The sequence below is a fragment of the Streptosporangium sp. NPDC000396 genome, from assembly GCF_042898655.1.
Classification (GTDB): domain Bacteria; phylum Actinomycetota; class Actinomycetes; order Streptosporangiales; family Streptosporangiaceae; genus Streptosporangium.
Window position 1 is genome coordinate 1 of record NZ_JBIAZA010000001.1, and the last position, 21,666, is coordinate 21,666.

Below are 21,666 nucleotides of genomic sequence, written 5' to 3' on the forward strand. Positions count from 1 at the left end.
CGGCGGCCGCCGGCAGACCCAGGCGCCTGGCCACCCCGGGCGCCCACGCCCGCGGGCCGTCCACCGACCCGGCGGCGGCCTCGGCCAGGGACTCCGTCAACCGGTCACCGGGACGTCCACACCGATCGGCGAGCGCAGAGAAAGCCTCGAAACGCCTGAATGTGCTCATAGCCTCAGGATGGATCCGCTTCACGCCTTCGCTCAGGGACCATCGACCTGGCACAGAGGGCCTTTGGGCCTTCGCCGCCCAGGTGCGACGCGGCGCCGGATCAGCCGCCGACGGTCGCCGGGCGCGTCCCGCGGCCTCGTGCGCCGCGGGGTCCCCCGTGCCCGTGTCAGTCGGCGGCCTTCAGGTCGTAGGCGATGTCACGGGCCCAGGCCTCTATCCGCTCGGGGTCGCGGAAGTCGCCGGCGGCCGTCCTGGCCATGATCGCGGCGGGGAAACCCCGGGCGTCGTCGCGCAGGCACCCGCCGAAGACCACGCTCTCCCGGGCGCCGATCCTGCGCCTGGCCCGCTCCGCGCCGGCGGGCGGCGTCGCCTCCCGGTCGCCGATCGCCTGCAGCGGTCCGCTGCTGAACAGCCACACGGGCCGCTCCGCCAGCCGCCGGGCACATCGCCGGACCAGCGCGCGTGCGTGGCGGTGCCAGCGGCCGAAGTAAACCGCACCGCCCAGGACCACCGCGTCGTAGGCGTCGACGTCCCTGACCTCGGCGGCGGACCTGACCTCGGCCTCCAGTCCCTGCTCGATGAGGGTCCGGCCGATCCACCCGGCGATCTCTCTGGTGGAGCCGCGCGCGGAACCGTAGGCCACCAGCACCTTCGTCATCGTGAGGTCTCCTTCCCGCTGTCAGCTCACCAGCGGCGGCCCCGTCACCGCAGGTGCCCTTGGACCCGGATACCACCGACCTTGGTCCCCGACGCGGGTCACGGTGACCCCTCGCGTTCCCCGGCGTGACCAGCACGACCGGCGCGCCCCGGCCCGGAATCACACAGCCGGCTCGCCCCGCCCCGACCGGCACGGGCCTTACTTGATGGATCCGGCCGTGAGACCGCCGACGACCTTCCGCTCGATCAGCCCGAACAGGATGATGACCGGGATCGTGGCGATCACCGAACCGGCGAACAGGTTCTGCCAGTCGACCTCGTACTGGCCGATGAAGGAGTTGAGAGCCACGGTCAGCGGCTGCTTGTCCGGCGTGGTGGTCAGCGTCAGGGCGACCACGAACTCGTTCCAGGCGGCGATGAACGTGAAGATCAGCGCGGTGACCACGCCGGGCGCCGCCAGCGGCAGCGTGATCCGGAACAACGCGCCGAAGCGGCCGTTGCCGTCGATGAACGCCGCCTCCTCCAGCTCGCGCGGGATCGAGGAGAAGTAGGCGTTGAGGATCCAGACCGCGAAGGCCAGGTTGAAGCCTCCGTTGACCAGGATCAGCGACCAGACCGAGTCGACCATGCCGAACTGGAAGAACTCGCGGTAGATGCCGACCAGCATCGCGGTCGGCTGGAACATCTGGGTGATCAGCACCAGCACCAGGAACGCCGTACGGCCCCGGAACCGGTGCCGGGCGGTGTAGTAGGCCGCCGGCAGTGCCACCAGCAGGACCAGGATCGTCGACCCGGCGGCCACCTCCAGAGTGACCAGCAGGTTCCCCGCCAATCCCCCGGACCAGAAGCCGGTGAAGTTCTCCCAGGCGAAGGACTTGGGCAGGTAGGCCGCCGTGCGCAGGTCCTCCTGCGGTCGCAGCGCGGTGAGGACCATCACCAGGTACGGGAAGAGGAAGACGAACGCGATCAGGTAGGCGCTCGCCGCGACGATCACCGTCTTGATCGACGGCAGCCTCCGCGCCGGGGCCGGAGACGTGGTGCGGCCGGTGGTCCGGGCCGCGGGCGCGGTCTGGGTGACGGTCATCAGGACACCTCGGTCTTCCACTTGCTCACCTTGAGGAAGATCGCCACCAGGACGATCACCATGCCGAAGTTCACGACGGACATGGCGGCCGACTCTCCGATGTCGGAGCCCTTGAGGATGTACATGAAGATCGTGGAGGTGGCCGTCGAGTAGCCCGGCTGGCCGTGCGTCATCGCCCAGATGATCGGGAAGCTGTTGAAGACGTTCATCACGTTGATGAGCGTCGCCACGGTCAGCGCCGGGCGCAGCATCGGCAGCGTGATCGACCAGTAGGTCCGCAGCCTGCCCGCGCCGTCCATCCTGGCCGCCTCGTAGACATCCGCCGGGATCGTGGCCAGGCCGGCCAGCAAGGCGTAGGTCGTGAACGGCAGCGAGACGAACACCGCCACGGCGATCAGCCACGGCATCGCGGTCGAGGCGTTGCCGAGCGGGTCGGCGTCCGTGCCGCCCAGCGCGTCGAGCAGCCCCAGGTCGCGCAGGATCATGTTGATCAGGCCGACCTCGGGGTCGAGCATCCACTTGAAGATGATCGCGGTCATCAGCACCGAGGCCGCCCACGGGGCGATCATCGCCCAGCGCGCGATCCGGCGGCCGGGGAACTTCTGGTTGAACAGCTGGGCGAGGCCGAGGGACAGCAGGACCGTGAGGGCGACCACGGCCACCACCCAGATCAGGCTGCGGAACATCACGCCGCCGAAGTCGGGCTCGTCGAACAGCTTGCCGTAGTTGTCCAGCCCGTTCGTCCCCTGGACCACACCGAACCTGCTGATCTTCAGGAACGACGACTGGATCATCGTGACGACCGGCCACACGACCACCACGCCGATCAGCACCACCGCCGGGCCGATCCAGGCGAGAGGTCCCAGCGCTCGGACCACCCTCTTCAGGGTGAAGCCCCGGACCACCCTCTTCAGGATGAAGCCTCGGACCACCCTCTTCAGGGTGGAGATCTGCTGCATAACTCCTGCTTCCTGCAAGGGGGTACGGCTTGCGCCACGGGATGCGGGCGCAAGCCGTACCGCTGGATCAGCCGGCCTCGGCGACCTTCTGGATCGAGCCGAGCACCGCCGCGGGGTCGGAGGTGACGGCGTTGCCGATGGTCTGCTTGATCTGGGTGTTCACCTCGGACCACTTGGGGTCGGTGAACGGGTAGAAGGTGGCGTTGGGCAGCGCGTCCAGGAACGGCTTGAGCTTCTCGTCCGAGGAGAGCTTCTGGACGCCCGAGGTGGTCACCGGCAGCAGCTTGTAGGTGTCGCTGATCTTCTGCGCGGCGGAGGAGGAGTAGAAGAAGTCGAAGAACTTCTTGACCTCCTCCTTGTGACCGTTCTTGTTGAAGGCCATGATCCAGTCCATGACACCGAGAGTGGTGTCGAGCGGGCCGGTCTTGCCGGGGATCGGGGCGACGCCGAAGTTGGTCAGGCCGCCCTTCTCGAAGATCGGGATGGACATGGGGCCGCCGTTGACCATGCCGACCTTGCCGGCCGCGAAGTCCTCCCACACCTTCTTGCGGTCCTTGGTGCCCGGGTTCGGGGTGGTCAGACCGGCGTCGACCATGCCCTTGAGGAACGTGAACGCCTCGACGTTCTTCGGCGAGTTGATCGTCCACTTGCCCCCGGCGTCCTTGTAGCCGCCGCCGTTGCCCATGAACCACAGGAACGACTCGGCCTGCGCCTCCTCCTGGCCGAGCGGCAGGCCGAACGGCTGGGAGACCCCGGCCTTCTTCAGCTTCTCCGCCGCGGCCTTGACCTCGTCCCAGGTCTTGGGCGCCTCGGTGATCCCGGCCTTGCCGAACAGGTCCTTGTTGTAGAACAGGGCGCGAGCGGAGGAGACGAACGGGATGCCGTACGACGTGCCCTCCACCTTGCCGAACTCCGCGAACTTCGCCAGCAGGTCCGACTGGGTGGCGGAGGAGAGCACCTCGTCGGTCTTGTAGAGCAGGCCGTCCTTGACGAAGCCCGAGTAGTCGCCGGTCTGCAGGATGTCGGGCATCTGCCCGTTCTGCACCATGGTGGCGACCTGCTTGTCGATGTCGTTCCAGTTGATGACCTGGACCTCGACGTTGATCTTCGGGTTGACTTCCTTGAACTCGTCGACGACGCCCTTCCAGAACTTCTCGCCGCTGTCCGGCGCGGTGGGGCCGGCGCCGTAGTCGGCCGCGACCAGCTTCAGCGTCACCGAGCCGTCGGCGGCCTTCTCGCCGCCACCGCCGACACCGGCGCTGTCACCGCCTGAGCCGCAGGCGGACAGGGCCAGCAAGGCGGCCACGCCGAGGGTGGTCGCGCCGGCGATCTTCTTGTTCATCGTGATTACCACCTTGCTCCGGGGAGTGCTGGTCCGTACCGGTGCCGGGGATGGGAGTGGGGAATCCCCGCGTACGGTTCCGTCAGCGTAAGGAGACAATGAATGGTCGGTCTATACCAGTAGATATCGGATTCACAACGACCCGATGGCGAATGGAAGTACTGGTCTATACCGGGAGAGCGATGCCGTGCGGTCCGGGCGGCGCGCCCGCCCGGACCGCACGGGGTCACGGAGCGCAGGCGAACTTCGCGTCGGCCCAGTCGGCGTGGTCGCCGCCGTTACCGTCGCCGGAGTCGTTGACCTCCAGGTCCACGACCCGGGCCCCGGTCACGTCCACGTCCAGCGTCTCCGGCGGGGTGGTGCCGGTGAGCCGCCCGGAGGTGTGAACGACCTTGCCGTCGGCGATGACCTTGAACGTCACCGAGCCGTAGTCCGCGATCTCGTCGTCCACCCCGACCCTGGCGGTGAACCGGGTGCAGCCGCCACCGAGGTGATAGGTGACCTTGGAGTAGGCGTGGGCGCCCAGTCCCTTGGCGTACGTCGTCCCGGCCAGGCTGAGGGTCGTGCCGTCGTTCGCGTCGTCCTCGCCGTTGCTGCGGTCCTTCTCCACCGGACCCCAGCCGTTGGCGCTCTCCAGCGGGGTCAGGTCCGAGGCGTACACCGTGCCCTTGGGAGCCGGCGGCAGCGGCTTGTCGCCCAGCGCCATGGCGAAGACGTGGATCGCCGCGGCGTCCGGCAGCCTGACCGCGACCACCTGCTTGCCGGGGTTGACGCGCACCGAGTTGAAGAAGATCCGGTAGTCCGTGGTCGGATACTGGTTCGGGCCTGCCGCGGTGTTCTTGCCCTTCACCCCGAAGGCCACCTTCGCCCCGAACCTGTCGGTCGCCGCGCAGCACCAGTTCGGGAATCCGAGCGTGGCCGTGTCCGTGCTGCCGTCGGCGTAGATCACGGTCACCGGCCCCGAGGACGACCCGGTCTCGGTGCCCAGGAAGGCCAGGCCGCTCGCCTTGCCGGTCAGCGCGACGGTCTGGCCCGAGGCGGCCACGTTGTCCGGCGTGCCGGGCGCCGAGGCCGGCCAGGTGAACTCCACGCCCTCGACGGTCCGCCTGGCCCCCGGGGTGACCCCGATCGCGGCCAGCTTCTGCGCCGAGAAGCTGGAGCCGGCGCCGTCCAGGTTCCCGGCCGTGGTCTTCGCGTCGTCGGAGATCCCGACGTTGTCGAACGCGGCCGCGAGCGAGCCGTACGGCACCTCGGTGGCGAAGGCCGCGGGGCTGGTGCGCCGGTCTCCGTGCGCCCTGTAGGCGGCGGTCGCGGTCAGCGTGGCCTTCCCCGGCGCCGCCTGCTCCGGTACGGCGAGCCGCACCTTCGCGGTCGCGCTCTCGCCCTGTTCAAGCCGCCTGGCCCTCCAGGGGGACACCGGGGCCCAGCCCTCGGGCACCGCGACGGTGAGCTCGACGTCCTTCACCGGCGCTCCGGTGGCGTTGGCGACGGTGAACGACACCTCGGCCTCCTGGCCGGGCAGGAGCATCCGCGGCGCCGTGGCGGTGACGAGGACACCGGTGTCGGACGGGTGCCGGCCGCCCACCGCCGACGCCCCGGCGAGCTTGACGGCGATCTCCTCGCCGGTCGGCACGGTGGCGGTGCGGATCCGGGTCACGCCGTCCTCGTGGTACCAGCCGATCGCGCCGCCCGCGTAGGCGTCCTTGCCGACCTCCGCGGCCTTCCGGCCGCCCGCGAACACCCCGCCGGGCTTCTTGTCACCGTGCACGACCAGCTCGTACGGCCGGGCCGTGGCCTTGCCCTCGTACTGCCCGGTGAGCGTCCCGATCGTCACGACGACGTCGCCGCGGCCCTGCTCGGGAGCGGTCACGGTGAACTTCTGCGTGGCCGACCTCCCCTGGGCGTACTGCCGGGTGGTGCCGTCGTCCTCGTACAGCTCGAACGTGGAGTTCCCCTTGGGGTAGACGTCGAGCGTGATCGGGTCGCCCGACTTGACGTCGGCGTGGTTGTTGATCCCGTCCTTCCACATCGGGACGATCGCGCCGCCGCGGACGAACAGCGGAAGCCGGTCCAGCGGCGCGTGGTAGCCGTTGACCGTGACCGGTCCCTCGTAGGTCCGGCCGGTCCAGTAGTCGACCCAGGTGCCCTTCGGCAGGTAGATCCCGTCGCGCACCTCGCCCGTGGTATAGACCGGGGCGACCAGGAAGTCCTTGCCGGCCAGGAACTGGTATCGGGCGGCGTCTCCCCAGGTCGTGGCGTCGCCGGGATACTCCAGCACCAGCGGCCGGGCGATCGGCGCGCCGGTCCGGTGCGCCTGCGCGGCGTAGGTGTAGAAGTACGGCAGCAGCCGCTCGCGCAGCCGCAGGTAGGCGCGGTTGATCGAGGTGTACGGCTCGCCGCGCACCCAGGGCTGCTTGTCCTTGCCCGCCCAGCCCGACATCGTCATGAGCGCCGGGGTGAAGACCTTCCACTGCAGGTCGCGCACGTAGGACTCGTCCGAGCCGCCGAAGATGCCGTCGATGTCGCCGGCGGTGTAGGTGATGCCCGACATGCCGGACCCGGCGATCGCCGGGATCTGCCAGCGGATGGCGTCCAGCGACCCGGCGTGGTCGCCGGTCCACTGCACCGCGCAGCGCTGCGCCCCGGCCCAGCCCTCGACCATCCAGACGAAACCGCGCGCGTCGGAATGCTTCTCGATGCCCTGGTGGGCGTCCTCGCAGCCGGTCAGCGCGTGCCGGTATCCCGGCCCGACCCAGGCCACGTCCAGCTTGCGCACCCGCACGCCGGCCTGCTTGACCTCGTACTCCTGGTCGGTCAGCGCCGCCTGGGTCCACAGGCCGAGCTGGATGCCGCGCTTGCGCAGCTCGTCGCCGACCCACGGCAGCCTGTCGTAACCGCAGCCGTAGCCGTCGTTGACCAGCATCCAGCCGCGCGGCATGTCGTGGTCCGCGTAGCCCTGCGCCACCTTCACCGCGTCCTCGGGCGTGCGCTCGCCCCGGTTGGCGTTGTGCAGGTAGCAGTCGGCGTCGCCGACCTCCAGGCCGTAGATCGGCGGCATGAACGGCCGGCCGGTCAGCTCGGTGTAGCGGTCGATCGGCGTGTAGAGGTCGGAGGGTTTCGGCGAGACGAAGTAGTAGGCGTCGAAGCGCCGCTCCTTCTGGGTGGCGGTGACCTGCGGGCCGAAGGAGTAGCTGCCGGCCGTGAAGGTGTTGCGCAGCACGCCGTACCCGGCCGTGGTCAGGTAGAACGGCGAGGAGTTGGGGTATCCGCCGTCCTCCCAGTTGTAGTTCGCTCCCACGTTGATCGTCTGGTCGCGGTGCGAGAAGCGGCCGTTCTGCATGCCGCCGCCGAAGAACTGCTCGGCCGTGCCCCGGGCGAGGGTCTGCGTGGTTTCGGCCGCGTTCCAGGTCAGCGGCTTGCTCTCGCGCCAGACGAGGCTGCCGTCGGCTCGCCGTACCTCGAACAGCGCCGGGTCCTTGCCCACCCGCACGGTGACGCCGGCGGTGGCGACCTCGTAGGCGTCGCCGGTCTCCCTGCTCGTGGTCGCGGGCGGCGGGAAGTCGGACTTGGTCACGATCTTGGCGCTCGGCTCGTTCGGGTTGGACGGAGGAGTGCCGGCCGGGTCGGCGAAGTTCCCGTCGGGGGCCATCCAGATCCGGAACTCGTCGTCCTTCAGGAAGGAGAGCCGGATCTTCGCCCCGCCTTCCGTGCCGATCGTGTAGGTCGCGCCGTCGGTCTTCTCGAAGGAGGTGACCTTGCTGAGGGTGGTGTCGGCTGTGGTGTCGGTTATGGCCTCGGCGCCCTGCGGCAGCCCGGTCAGAAGGGTCGCGGCCAGCACGGTGGCCACCGCTCCGATCCTGACGGGGGATTCGAGCTGCGCGATTCTGCGCATAAGGTCTCCATTTCGCTCTAATTTGAGCTGTTATGGAGGGTATAGCGCACCAAAGGTCACATGTCACTACTTGAAAATCACGCCAAAACGCGGGCGGCGGAGGCTCACGCGCCCGTGATCCAGCGGCTCCCGGACACCGCCAGGAGGACGTGGCCGACGGGCGGCGGCTGCGGCACCCCGATCAGGGATGATCTCCCTCTGCCCGGTGACTTCCCGGTCTTCGCATGCCGCGAATCTCGCGGCTCAGATGCATGCGGATCGTGAGGACGGCCGTGATTCCGGCGAAGACCAGAAAGGCCGGGATGCTCCCGGCCCGATCGAGCAGCAGTCCCGCCAGCGGGGGGCCGAGGGGCGCGGCGCAACTTGCCAGGAGCATGACGGCGCTGAGCACTCGCCCCTGGAGCTCTGGCGGAGTGATGTTGATCTGCACGGCCATGAGCATGGCGTTGGCCGGGGTCGCGATGAGGTAGACGAGGGCCAGGAGCGCGCCCACGGCATAGGTGTTCCCGATCCACCCCATCGCGGCCAGCGCGACGGTGGCCGTCCAGCCGAAACCGAACACCAGCGTCGACGGCTTGAGCATGGACTGTATCCGACCGGCGGCCCAGGCCCCGGCGATCCCGCCGATGCCGCCGAGTGTGAAAGCCATTCCGACGTGCACGGCGGCGTTCCCCTGAGCCTTGGCCGAGGCGATGATGGCCAGCGTCAGCCCGGTGAAGACGAGCTGGAATCCCGCGGCGCAGAGCATGGTGATCCGCAGATACGGCTGGTTCCAGACGTACCGCAGGCCGGTGCCCAGGTCATGCCGCAGGGCTGTACGGGGAAGGGAGGACGGCGCGTCGCGCAGCGGATTCCTGATCAGAGCGGTCATGGCGCCGCTGACCAGGTAGGAGACCGCGTCCGCGAGCACGGGGACAACCGCGCCGATCCCGAACAGGTAGCCGCCCAGCGGCTGGCTCACGAGGCCGGCGATGTGGCCTCGCGCCTCGTTCTGCGCCACGGCCTGCGGTAGCTGATCGCTGGTCACCACGTGGCGGACCACCACCGTCTGGGCGGAGTCGAACATCACGTCGCAGATTCCGGTGACGATCGCCGCGATGACGAGATGAAGCAGCGTCAACTCGTCAGCGACGATGCCTGCCACGATCGAGGCCGCCGTCAGTGCCCTGGCCACATCGCTGCAGATCATGATCCTCTTACGTGGCCAGCGGTCGGCGAGCACGCCGGACGGCAGGCGCACGACCGCTCCCGCCCCCACGCCCGCGAACCTAGCTTGATGTGACTCGAAAATAGGACCTCAGCTGGGCAGGCGGCAGCGAACCTCAGCCGGTGATCGTCGGATGAGGCCGTGCGCGCGAGGTGGTCAGGCGGCAGGCTGCTGGTCGAGTTACCGGCGGAGTTCTTGTCGATGGGGGCGAACGTGGCCCAGGACACCAGATGACCGGCCGTGGGGAAGCCGGCCATGTTCACGCCGATCTCGGCGATCAACTCTTGGACGGAGGTCACTCCGACTCTCGTCCAGGCGTTCGGCCGCCGCGGCGAACGGGGCGATCAGCTCTTCGACGCTAGCGGTGACCTCGGCGATGTCGCCGCTCAGCGCGTCGATGCGGCCGAGCATCTTGGCGCACAGGAAGGCATGGTGGTCATCGAAGTGACCGCGCAGTGCCTCTTTCAGCAGGGGAATCTTGTTGCGCATCGAACCCAGGGCCGGTTCGGCCAGGGCGTTCGGACTGCGTTCTCCCTCGATCATCGCCTGGAGCATCGTGCGCCCGGAGACACCGAAGATGTCATTGATCACCATGGCGGCTCTGTCGGCTCTTCGGTGAGCTCATTCATGGGGGCGGTCCCTGTTCGGCTCGGGGGTGGGAGGCCGCCCGCGGGAGCTGCGGGGCAAGAGAGAATCGGACTCTCGCGCTCGAAGCGACAATGCGGGGCCCCTGATCCAGCTCCCGGCGTCAGACTTTAACGCGGCCCCAGCCAGGCACCAAGATCAAACCGATGGCGGCGGGCGACCGTCCCCTGTTTTCACGCCCAGCCGGGCGTCACAGCAGAGACACAGGGGACTTTAACCTGCGCCCTCGCCCTGGGGCTCCCGCCGACCGCCGGCGGCCACGATCGTCAGCGGGCGGACGTCATGGCACGGGCACCGGCGCCGGCGCGGATGAGCAGGCCCAGGGAGATCGCCCCGGAGGCGGCCGCCGCGTGGGCTCCGCCGCCCCGCCGATCGGCCACCGTTACCCGCACATGGGTTGACATCCCACAGACCGGCTGGCAGCAGCCTGGTTTGAGGGGGCCCGGCTTCTCCGAGTAGTCACTAAGCCCAGGTGACGCGACCAGGGTTCATCCGGTACGGCGGGCAGGTGAAACCCCGGCACCGGCCGTCGATTTCATGAAATCTAAAAAAGACGGTTGTTTTTCGATAACTAAATGAAAGCTTATAAAAACATTGCCGCCATAGCTTTTGGATTGTCGCCGCGAAGGCGCGGCGACGGAGGAGATTAATAACCTCTCCTATTAAGGGGCCTGACGATCGGGTCCGCAAAAGAAAGGAAGAAAAAATGCGGAAGAACGACGCGATCATGGAACTGGTGGCGGGCTACGACGCTTACGCCGGTGCCGAAGACCTGAGCGTCTCCGCGGCCGGCGACGCCCCCGCCAGCTCCCCGCTGTGCGTCAGCGCCATCATCAGCTTCATCACCGGCGTCACCGTCACCCGCTAGTAATTCGGGTAGCGGATTCCCGGGAAGCGGAGATGCGAATCCCCCGCTTCCCGGAAACGTCGCACATCCCGTGGTGTCACCGTCACCGCTCGGTGAAGCGAGTGGCGTGGCCTCCGGGAAGCGGGGCGGGAGACCCTCGCTTCCCGGGGAGTGCCGGAACCTCACGGTCCCCAGCGATTCCACGGACGGGTGGAGCCCCCACACGCACAAGTCTGTCACGACCATGCGCCTGCGGGGGCTTTGATGTTTCCCGCCGTCCCGCTGTCACCTCTAGCCGATTTCTCCGGCGGGCCACATAAAAGGCACAAGCGCCTGATATACAAGCCCACATAACCAGATGAAATCCCAGGAAAACACGGCACTCCTAAATTTCCACCGCTACCGCCACCGCAAGGCGCGGAGAGCGGGAGCGAAAACACCGCCCCCTCATAAAAAAGCAGGTCAGGAAAGGAAGAAAATGCGGAAGAACGACGCGATCATGGAACTGGTGGCGGGCTACGACGCCTATGTCGGCGCGGAAGACCTGAGCGTCTCCGCGGCCGGCGACGCCCCCGCCAGCACCCCGTATTGCGTCATTAGCGTCAGCGTCAGCTTCGTCACCGCCATTACCCTCTCCATCGTAACGAAGTAGAGCGGTTCTGTCGCCCGGGGGTGCAGCGATCCCGACAGCGGACATGAAAGGAACAAAGATGCGGAAGAACGACGCGATCACAGAGCTGGTGGCGGGCTACAACACTTATGTCGGCGCGGAAGACCTGAACGTCTCCGCGGCCGGCGACGCCCCCGCCAGCGGCCGGGCGTGTATCACGTTCCCCACCACCATGACCACGACCATCAGCACCGTCACCGCGCAGTAGAGCGGGCAGTGACTCCCTCGGGGGCGGAAATACGGATTCCCCGTCTCCCGGAGACATCATCCGCTCCCCAGTGTCACGGTCACCGCGCCTCCTCCGGCCGGACCGTGTCGAACGTTCACGGGTGAAGCCCTCGCACGCGTGGGTCTGTCACGACCATGCGTCCGCGGGGGCTTTGATGTTTCCCACCGGTCCGCGGCCGCTCCGGGCTGGTTTCTCCCGGTGGGCCCCATAAAAGGCACAAGCGCCCGATATACGGACCCGGATAACCGGATGAAAACCCAGGGAAACATGACGCCCTTAGATTTCTCACCGTCACCGCAAGATGCGGAGGGCGGGAGCGGAAACACCGCTCCACTGCAGCGGTCCCGACAGCGAATGCAAAAGGAACAAAGATGCGGAAGAACGACGCGATCACAGAGCTGGTGGCGGGCTACAACACTTATGTCGGTGCGGAAGACCTGAGCGTCTCCGCGGCCACCGCCGCCCCCGCCACCACCCCGATATGCGTCAAAACCACCTTCAGCGTAGTCAGCGACATCAACACCATCGTCACGAGATAGAACGGCGGGTTCCTCAGGGGCGGGGTAACACTTCCCCGCCCCCGGGGCACAGGGTCGCGGACCATGAGAGGTTCCCTGTCCGGAGGAGCTCTCGATGCCGCGCAACGGGCGTTTGGGCGGCCGGCGACGCCGATCTCCGCTCACAGCTTCCGAACGAAGTCGCGCCTTCTTCGGGAAACCGATAATCAAAGGAACCGAACATGCAGGAATCGATTGCCCATCCCCTGAGGATTTCCCGTGAATTGGTGCGGGGACACAGCCTTCACTTCGTCGCGATCGCACTGCTGGCCCTCGTGTCGACAGCGGGGACGCTGGTCCTGCCCATGGCCGTCGCGGCTCTGGTCGAAGCCCTCCAGAAAGGCGGCGGACTACTGTCGTCCGCGGTGACGCTGGTGGCCGTGGGAGCGGGTTCCGCCATTTCCGCGGCCCTTTCCTCCTATCTGCTCGCAAAACGGGGGCAGCACCTGCTCCACCGCCTGCGAATCCAGACCATGACCCACACGCTGGAGCTCCCCTTGCGTGACGTCCGCCGCCAGGGGGCCGGCGACCTCTCCGCGCGGCTGACGGCGGACGCCATGCAGGTCAAGTCGGCGATCGACATCGGGCCCGTCCAGCTCCCCATGGCCGCCGCCACCGTCGCCGGGACACTCGTGATCATGGGGATCCTGGACTGGGTCCTGCTGCTGGTGACCCTTGCCGCCTTCCTCGTCGCCGGTGGGATCATCGTCGGCGTGACGATCGCGCTACGGCGCACGTACTTCGCGACGCAGACCGAGCTCGGGGACATGACCCAGCGGTTCGTCGCGGTGCTCGAAGCGCTGCCGACCGTCAAGGCATGCCGCGCGCAGCGGCAGGTCACCGGCGGTCTCGCCGAGTCCGCTCGCCGGGTCGCCGTGCTCGGAACCTCGACCGCCCGGATGGAATCCCTGGTGGTACCGGCGATCAATCTGAGCCAGCAGATAGCCCTGGTCAGCGTGCTCCTCGGTGGAGGCGCCCGGCTCGCCACCGGGAGCCTGACGATCGCCGAGTTCGCCGCGTTCCTGCTGTACCTGCTGCAGCTCACCGCCCCGCTGGTGATGGCCGCGTCCGGGCTGAGCACGCTGCAGGCCGGACTGGCCGCGCGGGAGCGCTTCAACGAGCTCTTCGCCATGCCCACGGAGACCGCCGGGGAGCCGGCGGAAGGCGCCGTCGACGTCGAGGACCTCGCCCCCGCCATTCGCTTCGAGCAGGTGACGTTCTCCTACGACGAGCAGCCCGTGCTGCGTGAGGTCGGCTTCACCGTGCCCAGGCGCGGTATGACCGCGATGGTGGGGCTTTCCGGCTCGGGCAAGAGCACGGTGCTGGCACTCACCGAGCGGTTCGTCCTCCCCGACGAGGGCCGGGTGGAGGTCCTCGGGCGGGACGCGTCCACGTGGCCGCTGCACGAGCTGCGTGGCCGGCTCGCCTATGTGGATCAGGGATGCACCCTGCTGCGCGACACGGTGCGCGGCAACCTCACCCTGGGATGCGCGGAACCGGTCTCCGACGAGCGGTTGATGGAGGCGCTCGCGGAGGTCGGCCTCGCCGAGGTCGTCATGGCGCTGCCCCAGGGGCTGGAAACCGTCATCGGGGACGACACCGACATGTCGGGTGGGCAGCGGCAGCGGCTCGCGCTCGCCAGGGCGGTCGTCTCCGACGCCTCGGTCGTTCTTCTCGACGAACCGTCCTCTCACCTGGACAGCGTGAACGAGGAACGTCTGAGGGAGGTGGTGGACCGCCTCGCCCGAGATCGGGCGGTCCTGGTGGTCGCCCACCGCATCTCGACGGTGCAGCACGCCGATCATGTGATCGTCATGGATGACGGCCGCGTGGTCGCGGAAGGCGTCCATGACGTGCTGGTCGACGACTGTCCCGAGTACGCGCGGCTGGTGCGCGGCCAGGTGTTGAAGGCCGTTCTTCCCGCGGCCGTCTGAGCTCACGCAGGAGAGATCATGTCCAAGTTCTCAGTGCTGACCCCTTTCATGCCAATGAGAAGCGAGCAGGTGGTGTCATACGCCGCCCTCGTGCAGGCGAGCACCGCCCACCGGCTCTGGCAGGGCCAGTCCATGCTGGCCGAGCCGCACCAGTCGTTCGCCTACGCCGCGGCGATGGGGCTTCGGATCCCGGTGGGGACCGGCGTCACCCTGATGCCGTTCCGTCACCCGCTGGAGGCCGTCCTGCAGGCCAGATCGCTCGCCGCGGTGACGAGCAATCCCGTGGTGGCCGGGTTCGGACCCGGGGGAACGTCGGCACAGATGATGATGTACGGCAAGCCGTACAAAAGCCCGCTCACCGCCTGCCGGGAGTACCTCACAATCGTGCGCGGCCTGCTGGACGGGGACGACGTGGTCTTCTCCGGTGACTACTTCTCCTTCCACGGCAGCCTCCCCGTACTGCCCGGACCGCCGGTGGAGATCGGGCTCGGCGTGCTGCGCCCGGGGATGGCCCGCCTCGCCGGTGAGCTCGCCGACGTCGCGATCACCTGGCTCACTCCTCCGGGCTATCTGCGTGACTGCCTGCTGCCGGCGCTGCGGGAAGGCGCGGCCGCGGCGGGGCGCACGGCGCCCCGCGTGGCGGCGATCGTGCCGGTGGCTCTGGGCAAGCCCGGCCGGGATCCGGTCAAGACGGTGCTGGCGAGCAATCAGGGACATCTGCAGGGGCCGCACTACCAGGACATGCTGCGGCGGGCCGGGGTCGCGATCGATACCGGCGATCTCGCAACCGGGGCGCAGGCGCTGCTGGACGAGAACGTGTTCGTCAGCGGCGAGATGGAGGATCTCGCCAAGGGGCTTGACGCCTACCGCCAGGCGGGCGTGGACGAGATCGTGCTCAACGTGACCGGAGTGTTCAACACGGAGGGTGGCCCGGCGGCGCTGTCCGAACTGGCGACCATCCTCACCCAGGTCTCGTGACGATCCACCGGGTTCACGAGGCGGGCGAGGGCCCCTGGGTGAGCCATCCGGTGAGTTCGACGACCTCGACCTGGTTGTCGATCACCTCGTAGACGGCTCGCGCGGAACGCCACGCGTCATGGGCGGCGGCGGTGTCGCCGGCCGCCCACTGTGCCGAGCCGAGCCTCTTGAGGGTGAGCGCCATGGCGAGCGTCGCGCGTTGGGCCTGCAGCGACTCGAGCGCCTCGGTGATACGCGTGACCGCCCGGTCGAACCTCCCCTTGGCCAGGTCGAGTTCGCCGAACGCGCGGATGGCCACCGCGCGGGCGAATTCGGATCCGCTCTCCTCGCTGAGGGCGAGGGAACGCCGCAGGAGCTCTTCACCCTCGGGGCGTCCGCGGGCGATGTAATGCTCGCCCAGGACCACCAGTTCCAGAGCCTCCCTGCCACGTGCGCCCGAGGCGCGGGCCAGTGTCAGTGCTCGGCGCAGGCACCTCTCGCTCTCCTCGAGCCGCCCCTGGTAGTGATAGATCATGCCGAGCGAACGCCAGGCGGTGGACTGCGGCCAGCCGTTGGTGTCCTCTCCGGCCAGTTCCAGGCATCGCCGTAAGAGTTCGGCGGATTCGGAATACCGGCTCTGTTCCCGGTAGAGCCAGCCGAGACTGGCCGTGGCCACGATCTCCCCGGAGAGGTGACGGCATTCACGGGCGAGTTCCAAGGCGGCGTTCATGTATCTCACCGCGTCACCGGGACGGCCCATCGCGATCATGGCGACCCCCAGGAGGAGCAACGCCTCCGCCTCACCGGCCCGGTCGGAGACGACACGGAACCGGCTGAGCGCATGTCCGGAGTGGCGTCCCAGCGGTTCGGCGTTCACGCCGTACCGGGCCTCCAGATAGGCCAGGTTGCGAGACAGTACGGCTTCGCCGCGCTGGTCCTTCGTGGACCGGCAGGCGGAAAGGGCATGCTCGTGGGTGCTGCGCCAGTCGTCGCGGATGTCCCGCATCTCGTAGAAGCCGATGCTCGCGTCCGCGAGGTTCCAGGCCACGGCGGCGTCGTCCTCACGCGCCTGGCGGACCGCGTGGACGATGCCGGCCCGCTCGGATTCGAACCAGGCTGACGGGTCGGCGAGCAGGTCGTCCATGAACTCCGGCGGCTCCGGTGGGCGGAGAGTGTCGTCGGCGGAGTGGAGCAGGCAGCGATACGTCAGCCGCCGGTCGGCCTCCTCCGCGAGAACAAGCCACGTGCGAAAGGCCCGGGATAAGGCGGCATGCCGGCTTTCGGCGTTCTCCTCGCGGTCAGCCAACTCGCGGGCGTACACCCGTACGAGGTCATGGAAGCGGAACCGGATCTGACCGGTGGCGTCGGTTCCCATGATGTTCAGCAGGTGGGCGTCGACCAGGGCGTCGACGACCGCCTCGGCCTCGGGCAGTGACTGGCCGATCAGCGCGGCGACGGTCCAGCAGGCGAAGTCGGGCGCGGTGAGCAGCCCGAGGGCGCGGAACGCGCGCCGCGCCGGTTCCGGGAGATGCGAGTAGCTCAGCGCGAGGCTGGCCCGCACCGCGAGGTCGCCCACCACAAGCTGGTCCAGCCGACGGTGCTCGTCCCGCAGACGCTCGGCGAACCTCGCCAGCTTGAGATGCGGCCGCGTCGCCAGGCGCACGCCCGCGATGCGGATCGCGAGCGGCACGTGGCCGCACAGCCGGGCGATCTCGTCGGCCGCAGCCGGCTCGGCGGCGATCCGTTCGGAGCCCGCGATCCGGCCGAGCAGTTCGGCGGAGTGGCGCGGGGCGAGCGCTCCCAGCTCGACGGAGACCGAGCTCTCCAGCCCAGCGAGACGGGAACGGCTGGTGACCAGCACAGTACAGGCGTGCGTGCCGGGGAGGAGCGGGCGGACCTGCGCCTCGTCGGCGGCGTTGTCGAGGACGACGAGCAGCCTGCGGCCGGCCAGGCGGGACCGGTACAGGGCTGCCCGGTCGTCCAGGTTCTCGGGTATCGCGGAACCGTCCACACCGAGCGCGAACAGGAACATCCCGAGCACCTCGTCGGCTCTGGCCGTCTCGGAACTCTGGGATCCCAGATTCGCGTACAGCTGCCCATCAGGAAACCTCTCGGTGAGACGGTGGCCGACGTGGACGGCCAAGGTGGTCTTGCCGATGCCGCCCATCCCGGTGACCACCACGACTCTGGGTGCCCTGGGCCGTTCCTCGTTCTTCGAGGAGTCGAGCGCCGCCAGCACCTCTTCGACCTGCTCGGCGCGGCCGGCGAAGTCCCGGATACCGGCGGGCAACTGAGCCGGGACGGACACGGGCGCCGGCACGGACGCAGCGGCCCGCGGCCGCTCGTCGCGCAGGAGGGCGCTGTAGGCCGCCATAAGCTCCGGGCCGGGGTCCAGGCCAAGCTCTTCGCTGAGCCGCCGCCGGATCTCGTGGTAGATGCGGATGCCGTCGGAACGCCGTCCGACGGTGTGGTAGATGCGGATCAGGTGCGCGTGGACCCGCTCGTCCAGAGGCCTGGCCACAGCCGCGTCCTCGACCACGCTGAGCGCCTCCGTGGCGGAACCGCTCAGCAGGGCAGCTTCAGCGAACCAGTTGACGGCGGTCCATCGTTCGCTCTCGAGCGTGACCAGTCGCAGATGGTCGGCGACCACAGGCACGTCGCTCAACGGCCTGCCCGTCCACAGGCCGAGCGCCTCGGTGAGCACCGCCACGACACGGTCGTGGTCGGCGGCACGGCGGGCCTCGCGGGCCTCGCTCGTCAGCGCGCGGAACCGCCACAGGTCGACGGCGTCCTGATCGGCTTGGAGTGCGTACCCATCGCCCACCCTCGGCAGCAGGCCCGGGCTTCGAGCCGGACGATCCGGATCGAGGAGCCGCCGGAGCCGCTTGAGATAGGTCTGTACGATGTTCGCGGCGCTGGACGGCGAATTCGTCCTCCACAACGCCTCGATGATGTCCGGCACCGGCACTGGGCGGCCGCCCGCAACGGCGAGCAGGGCAAGGACGGCGCGTTGCTGAGGTGCGCCGAGAGGGATCTCCGTGTTGTCTCGCCAGGCGCGCACCGGTCCCAGAACCTCGATCCGGACCGGCATCACAAGCCTCCTGGCACCGATTTACGGCACTAATTCATGATCTTAAGTAACTTGGCAGACACAAAGCGATATGTCCAGTGATCGTCCAGTCGATGTCCACAGTCCAGCGGAAAGCTCGTCGCGTGCGGTCAGTAGCCGTCCTGATTCAATCCGGCGGCTTGGCTGAGACGGTGACGCCACCTTGCGGGTGCACCGTCGGCGAGGGGAGGAACGCGTGGGTCGACGAGTACGGATCAACGTTCTCGGTCAGGTGGAATCCTTCATCGACGTTGAAAGGGCGCCGCTAAGGAAAGGTCGCGAACAGATCGTAGTAGCGCTTCTGGGGCTGAACCTGGACATCGTTGTGACATCGGACCTTATGATCGATGCCATTTGGGGGGAGGATCCCCCCAGAACCGCCCAGAACCAGGTCGCGATCTGCGTCTCCAGCCTGCGTAAGCGTCTGGCGGGACCGGGAGACAGCCTGATCGCCACGGTTCGGTCCGGCTACATACTTCGCGCCGAGAACTGCGAGGTGGACTACGTCATCGCGCAGGAGCGCATCCGGCTGGCTCACACCGCCCGCGCGGACGGACGCGCCGAGGACGCCAGGCGGCTGCTGCGGGAGGCGATGGGACTGTGGCGTGGGGAGACGCTGGCGGGGATCGGCAGTGACCTGCTGCGTGCCCGGGCCGCCGGGGTCGAGCGCCAGAGAAGGTCGATCATCGAGGAGTGCCTGGAGCTCGAGATCGAGCTGGGCTACTACCGGGACGCCATCAACCAGCTGACGGCCCTGCTCGCCGTCTCCCCCCATGACGAGCGCTCCTGCGTGCTTCTGATGAAGGCGCTCTACGGTGCGGGCCACCAGGCCGAGGCAATGGACGTCTACCAGCGGATCCGGGTGCGGTTGCAGGACGATTTGGGAGTGGATCCGGGGGCCGACCTGCGCGCAGCCTACGCGGCGATCCTCAGCGGAGAACGGATGGCCGCGCCGCGCACCCCCCTTCCGCCGAGGCCGGCGTCCGATCCGGTTTCCGGACCGCTGGAGAGCGCCCTGGCCTCCGCCGAGGAGGGGCATGACGCCGGTCGCGAGCCGACCGCCGAGCCTTCCCGCCCCTCGGTGCCACGGCAACTCCCCGCCCGCCCGGTTTTCTTCTCCGGGCGAGACGCGGAGCTGGGCCACCTGGACAAGGAACTGGCTATCCGCCAGGCGAGTGGAGCCACGCCCTGCCTGGTGATCGTCGGCATGGGAGGTGTCGGCAAGACCACTCTGGCCGTGCACTGGGCGTATCAGGTGACCGATCGATTCCCCGATGGCCAGCTCTACTGCGACCTGCGGAGCAACGCGGGTGATCCGATGGCTCCCAGTAAGGTGCTGGACGACCTCCTGCGCGGGCTGGGCGTTCCCGGAAACGACATGCCAGACAGTCTCGATGGCCGGGCGGCGTTGTTCCGCACACTGCTCGCGGACAAGCGGATGCTGATCATCCTGGACAACGCCTGCGACTCGGAGCAGGTGCGCCCGCTGCTCCCAGGGGCGGCAGGCTGTGTGGTCGTGGTGACCAGCAGGGCCGCGATGAGCGGGCTGACCGTGGTCGAGGGAGCCGCCCTTCTCCGGCTGCGGGCCCTGAAGGAGGAGCAGGCCGAGCGGGTACTCGGCCTGGCGCTGGGAGGAGACTCCCGCGGCGGCGACGCGCGCGGGATCAGAGATCTGGCGAAACTCTGTGACGGGCTGCCGCTCGCCCTGCGGATTGTGGCGGCGAAGCTGACCGCGCGCCCGCACTGGACCGTCGCGGAGCTGGTGGAAAGACTGCGTGACGAGCGCCGCCGCCTGCGGGAGCTGAGCCACGACGAGACGGGGCTGCTTTCCGGGTTCGTCCTCAGCTACCAGGGGCTGGGCACCGGTGTGGCCCGTCTCTTCCGCCAGCTGGGACTGATCGACGCGCCCGACCTTCCGGGGTGGGTAGCCAGCCCGCTGACGGAGCTCGACATGGACAAGGCACAGGACATGCTGGAGGAGCTCGTCGCCGCCCACCTGCTCGACGTGACGGGCCGGGACGGCATCGGGCAGAACCGGTACCGCATGCATGACCTGGTGCGCCTGTTCGCGCGCCAGCGCGCGATGGAGGAGGATACGGAGGACGAGCGCAAGGCCGCGCTGGGCCGGGTGATGGGCGCCTGGATGGGACTCGTCGAGGAGGCGCACCGCCGGGTGCGAGGAGGAGACTACCTCGTCATGCACGGCATGGCGCCGCGCTGGCGGATCGAGCCGGCTCAGACGAACACGCTGCTCCGCCGGCCGCTGGAATGGCTGGAGGCCGAACGGCGCGGCATAGTGTCCGCGATCTTCCAGGCCGCCGACGCCGGGCTGGACGAGCTGTGCTGGGACCTGACGGCCACCGTGGCCACTCTTTTCGAGACACGAGGTTACGTCGACGACTGGCGCGCCACGCACGAGCGAGCCCTGGAGGCGGTCCGCCGCACGGGAAACCGTCATGGCGAGGCCGCCATGCTGTACGGACAGGCGGGGATAGAGATCACTCGTGACGGGAAGCACGCGGAGGACCTGCTCGAGCGGGCGCGGAGCCTCTTCGAGGAGATAGGCGACGAGCGTGGCATCGCGCACGTACTGCGGAGCCTCGCCGTGCTGGACCGCCTCGGCGGCCGGTTCGACGTCGCCATGGAGCGATACCGGCAGACGCTGAGCACGCTGCGGCGGGTCGGCGACCATGTGGCGCAGACGCACACGCTGATCGGGCTCGCGCTGATCTACCTGGAACGGCGGGATGCACACGCGGCGAGAGAGACGCTGACCGAGGCCCTCACTTTGGCGGAGAAGACCGGCGATTCGCGCAGCCGGGCCCAGGTGCTGTACCGGATCGGTGAACTCCGGCTCGCGGAGCAGGACTTCGAGGGGGCAGTGGGGGCGTTCGCCGTCGCGATTGACCTGGCACGCGCCCTCGACGACACCACGGGAGAGGCGTTCCTGCTGCGCGCGCTCGGCGAGGCCGCCCTGCTCCAGGGCGATCTCTCCACGGCGCGGCGATCGCTGGACCGGGCGGTGGAGCTCGCGAGCGGGCTCACCGACGCCTTCCTGAACGGCAGGGTCTGCCTCACCCTGGCCGAACTGCGCGTGGCGGACGGCGAGCCCTCAGAGGCCGAGGATCTGTTGCGTCGGGCAGCCACGGCTTTCGCCGAGGTACCCGCCGCTCATTGGGAACTACGCGCGAGAGAGCGACTGGGCGCCCTCAGAGGCCGAGGCTGAACTCGGCGCCGCCCAAGTGGTCTGCTGAACCGTCATCAGCGGCTCCGTTTCCACGATGCCGTCGTCCCATCCGGCGAGGTGATCGCCGAACCCGATTCCGAGGCCCGCTTCGGAAAGCGTCACGACGGTAACGAGGAAGAGAAAAGCCTTACGCATGAGATTTCCTGCCTTCTACACATCAG

At 68.5% G+C, this 21,666-nt stretch carries 17 protein-coding genes; 7 read left to right on the forward strand and 10 right to left on the reverse strand.

Annotated features, from left to right (window positions below; genetic code table 11):
- Window positions 1–335 precede the first annotated feature (335 nt).
- From ACFY2X_RS00005 to ACFY2X_RS00045, 9 genes are all read right to left on the reverse strand, one after another.
- The gene (locus tag ACFY2X_RS00005) at window positions 336–827 is read right to left on the reverse strand and encodes a flavodoxin domain-containing protein (RefSeq protein WP_389929975.1); all 492 of its coding nucleotides are present in this window, start codon (window positions 825–827) and stop codon (window positions 336–338) included.
- A 198-nt stretch (window positions 828–1,025) separates the two neighbouring features.
- Window positions 1,026–1,910: a carbohydrate ABC transporter permease gene (locus ACFY2X_RS00010; protein ID WP_389929978.1), complete on the reverse strand. Its 885-nt coding sequence runs from the start codon at window positions 1,908–1,910 to the stop codon at window positions 1,026–1,028.
- Window positions 1,910–2,869, reverse strand: a complete 960-nt coding sequence (locus ACFY2X_RS00015) for a carbohydrate ABC transporter permease (RefSeq protein WP_389929981.1) — start codon at window positions 2,867–2,869, stop codon at window positions 1,910–1,912. Before ACFY2X_RS00015 ends, ACFY2X_RS00010 begins: the two co-directional genes overlap by 1 nt.
- A 67-nt stretch (window positions 2,870–2,936) precedes the next feature.
- Window positions 2,937–4,211 carry an extracellular solute-binding protein gene (locus tag ACFY2X_RS00020; protein WP_389929983.1) on the reverse strand — a complete coding sequence of 425 codons (1,275 nt, stop codon included), beginning with the start codon at window positions 4,209–4,211 and terminating at the stop codon, window positions 2,937–2,939.
- Window positions 4,212–4,437: 226 nt separating this feature from the next.
- A complete protein-coding gene (locus tag ACFY2X_RS00025) occupies window positions 4,438–8,103 on the reverse strand; it encodes an NPCBM/NEW2 domain-containing protein (RefSeq protein WP_389929985.1) in 3,666 nt (1,221 codons plus the stop codon).
- 181 nt (window positions 8,104–8,284) lie between these two features.
- On the reverse strand, window positions 8,285–9,361 hold the full coding sequence (locus tag ACFY2X_RS00030; RefSeq protein ID WP_389929988.1) for an MFS transporter: 1,077 nt from the start codon (window positions 9,359–9,361) through the stop codon (window positions 8,285–8,287).
- Window positions 9,289–9,567, reverse strand: a complete 279-nt coding sequence (locus ACFY2X_RS00035; RefSeq protein ID WP_389931247.1) for a hypothetical protein — start codon at window positions 9,565–9,567, stop codon at window positions 9,289–9,291. The genes ACFY2X_RS00030 and ACFY2X_RS00035 overlap by 73 nt, the downstream gene beginning before the upstream one ends.
- A complete protein-coding gene (locus tag ACFY2X_RS00040; RefSeq protein WP_389931279.1) occupies window positions 9,491–9,904 on the reverse strand; it encodes a hypothetical protein in 414 nt (137 codons plus the stop codon). Before ACFY2X_RS00040 ends, ACFY2X_RS00035 begins: the two co-directional genes overlap by 77 nt.
- Window positions 9,905–10,221: 317 nt before the next feature.
- Window positions 10,222–10,359, reverse strand: a complete 138-nt coding sequence (locus ACFY2X_RS00045; protein ID WP_389929991.1) for a hypothetical protein — start codon at window positions 10,357–10,359, stop codon at window positions 10,222–10,224.
- 302 nt (window positions 10,360–10,661) lie between these two features.
- Here ACFY2X_RS00045 and ACFY2X_RS00050 point away from each other — a divergent pair, with 302 nt between their 5' ends.
- From ACFY2X_RS00050 to ACFY2X_RS00075, 6 genes are all read left to right on the forward strand, one after another.
- The gene (locus ACFY2X_RS00050) at window positions 10,662–10,823 is read left to right on the forward strand and encodes an LxmA leader domain family RiPP (protein ID WP_389929994.1); all 162 of its coding nucleotides are present in this window, start codon (window positions 10,662–10,664) and stop codon (window positions 10,821–10,823) included.
- Window positions 10,824–11,160: 337 nt separating this feature from the next.
- Window positions 11,161–11,454, forward strand: a complete 294-nt coding sequence (locus ACFY2X_RS00055) for an LxmA leader domain family RiPP (protein ID WP_389929997.1) — start codon at window positions 11,161–11,163, stop codon at window positions 11,452–11,454.
- A 58-nt stretch (window positions 11,455–11,512) separates the two neighbouring features.
- Window positions 11,513–11,680: an LxmA leader domain family RiPP gene (locus ACFY2X_RS00060; RefSeq protein WP_389929999.1), complete on the forward strand. Its 168-nt coding sequence runs from the start codon at window positions 11,513–11,515 to the stop codon at window positions 11,678–11,680.
- A gap of 392 nt (window positions 11,681–12,072) precedes the next feature.
- Window positions 12,073–12,240: an LxmA leader domain family RiPP gene (locus ACFY2X_RS00065; protein WP_389930001.1), complete on the forward strand. Its 168-nt coding sequence runs from the start codon at window positions 12,073–12,075 to the stop codon at window positions 12,238–12,240.
- A 200-nt stretch (window positions 12,241–12,440) separates the two neighbouring features.
- Window positions 12,441–14,192, forward strand: a complete 1,752-nt coding sequence (locus ACFY2X_RS00070; protein WP_389930004.1) for an ABC transporter ATP-binding protein — start codon at window positions 12,441–12,443, stop codon at window positions 14,190–14,192.
- Between the two features lie 18 nt (window positions 14,193–14,210).
- On the forward strand, window positions 14,211–15,170 hold the full coding sequence (locus ACFY2X_RS00075) for an LLM class flavin-dependent oxidoreductase (protein WP_389930007.1): 960 nt from the start codon (window positions 14,211–14,213) through the stop codon (window positions 15,168–15,170).
- Between the two features lie 13 nt (window positions 15,171–15,183).
- Here the strand turns inward: ACFY2X_RS00075 and ACFY2X_RS00080 are convergent, their stop codons facing one another.
- Window positions 15,184–18,240, reverse strand: a complete 3,057-nt coding sequence (locus tag ACFY2X_RS00080) for a BTAD domain-containing putative transcriptional regulator (RefSeq protein WP_389930010.1) — start codon at window positions 18,238–18,240, stop codon at window positions 15,184–15,186.
- Window positions 18,241–18,490: 250 nt separating this feature from the next.
- Here ACFY2X_RS00080 and ACFY2X_RS00085 point away from each other — a divergent pair, with 250 nt between their 5' ends.
- Window positions 18,491–21,484, forward strand: a complete 2,994-nt coding sequence (locus ACFY2X_RS00085; RefSeq protein WP_389931250.1) for a BTAD domain-containing putative transcriptional regulator — start codon at window positions 18,491–18,493, stop codon at window positions 21,482–21,484.
- The last annotated feature ends 182 nt before the right edge of the window (window positions 21,485–21,666 follow it).

Excerpts from the sequence above, each read along its gene's own strand:
- ACFY2X_RS00015 (WP_389929981.1), bottom strand. The coding sequence starts at position 2,869 with ATGCAGCAGATCTCCACCCTGAAGAGGGTGGTCCGAGGCTTCATCCTG.
- ACFY2X_RS00075 (WP_389930007.1), top strand. The coding sequence starts at position 14,211 with ATGTCCAAGTTCTCAGTGCTGACCCCTTTCATGCCAATGAGAAGCGAG.
- ACFY2X_RS00060 (WP_389929999.1), top strand. The coding sequence starts at position 11,513 with ATGCGGAAGAACGACGCGATCACAGAGCTGGTGGCGGGCTACAACACT.
- ACFY2X_RS00065 (WP_389930001.1), top strand. The coding sequence starts at position 12,073 with ATGCGGAAGAACGACGCGATCACAGAGCTGGTGGCGGGCTACAACACT.
- ACFY2X_RS00025 (WP_389929985.1), bottom strand. The coding sequence starts at position 8,103 with ATGCGCAGAATCGCGCAGCTCGAATCCCCCGTCAGGATCGGAGCGGTG.
- ACFY2X_RS00045 (WP_389929991.1), bottom strand. The coding sequence starts at position 10,359 with ATGTCAACCCATGTGCGGGTAACGGTGGCCGATCGGCGGGGCGGCGGA.
- ACFY2X_RS00050 (WP_389929994.1), top strand. The coding sequence starts at position 10,662 with ATGCGGAAGAACGACGCGATCATGGAACTGGTGGCGGGCTACGACGCT.
- ACFY2X_RS00080 (WP_389930010.1), bottom strand. The coding sequence starts at position 18,240 with ATGCCGGTCCGGATCGAGGTTCTGGGACCGGTGCGCGCCTGGCGAGAC.
- ACFY2X_RS00035 (WP_389931247.1), bottom strand. The coding sequence starts at position 9,567 with ATGGCCGGCTTCCCCACGGCCGGTCATCTGGTGTCCTGGGCCACGTTC.
- ACFY2X_RS00040 (WP_389931279.1), bottom strand. The coding sequence starts at position 9,904 with ATGGTGATCAATGACATCTTCGGTGTCTCCGGGCGCACGATGCTCCAG.
- ACFY2X_RS00010 (WP_389929978.1), bottom strand. The coding sequence starts at position 1,910 with ATGACCGTCACCCAGACCGCGCCCGCGGCCCGGACCACCGGCCGCACC.
- ACFY2X_RS00070 (WP_389930004.1), top strand. The coding sequence starts at position 12,441 with ATGCAGGAATCGATTGCCCATCCCCTGAGGATTTCCCGTGAATTGGTG.
- ACFY2X_RS00005 (WP_389929975.1), bottom strand. The coding sequence starts at position 827 with ATGACGAAGGTGCTGGTGGCCTACGGTTCCGCGCGCGGCTCCACCAGA.
- ACFY2X_RS00055 (WP_389929997.1), top strand. The coding sequence starts at position 11,161 with ATGAAATCCCAGGAAAACACGGCACTCCTAAATTTCCACCGCTACCGC.
- ACFY2X_RS00020 (WP_389929983.1), bottom strand. The coding sequence starts at position 4,211 with ATGAACAAGAAGATCGCCGGCGCGACCACCCTCGGCGTGGCCGCCTTG.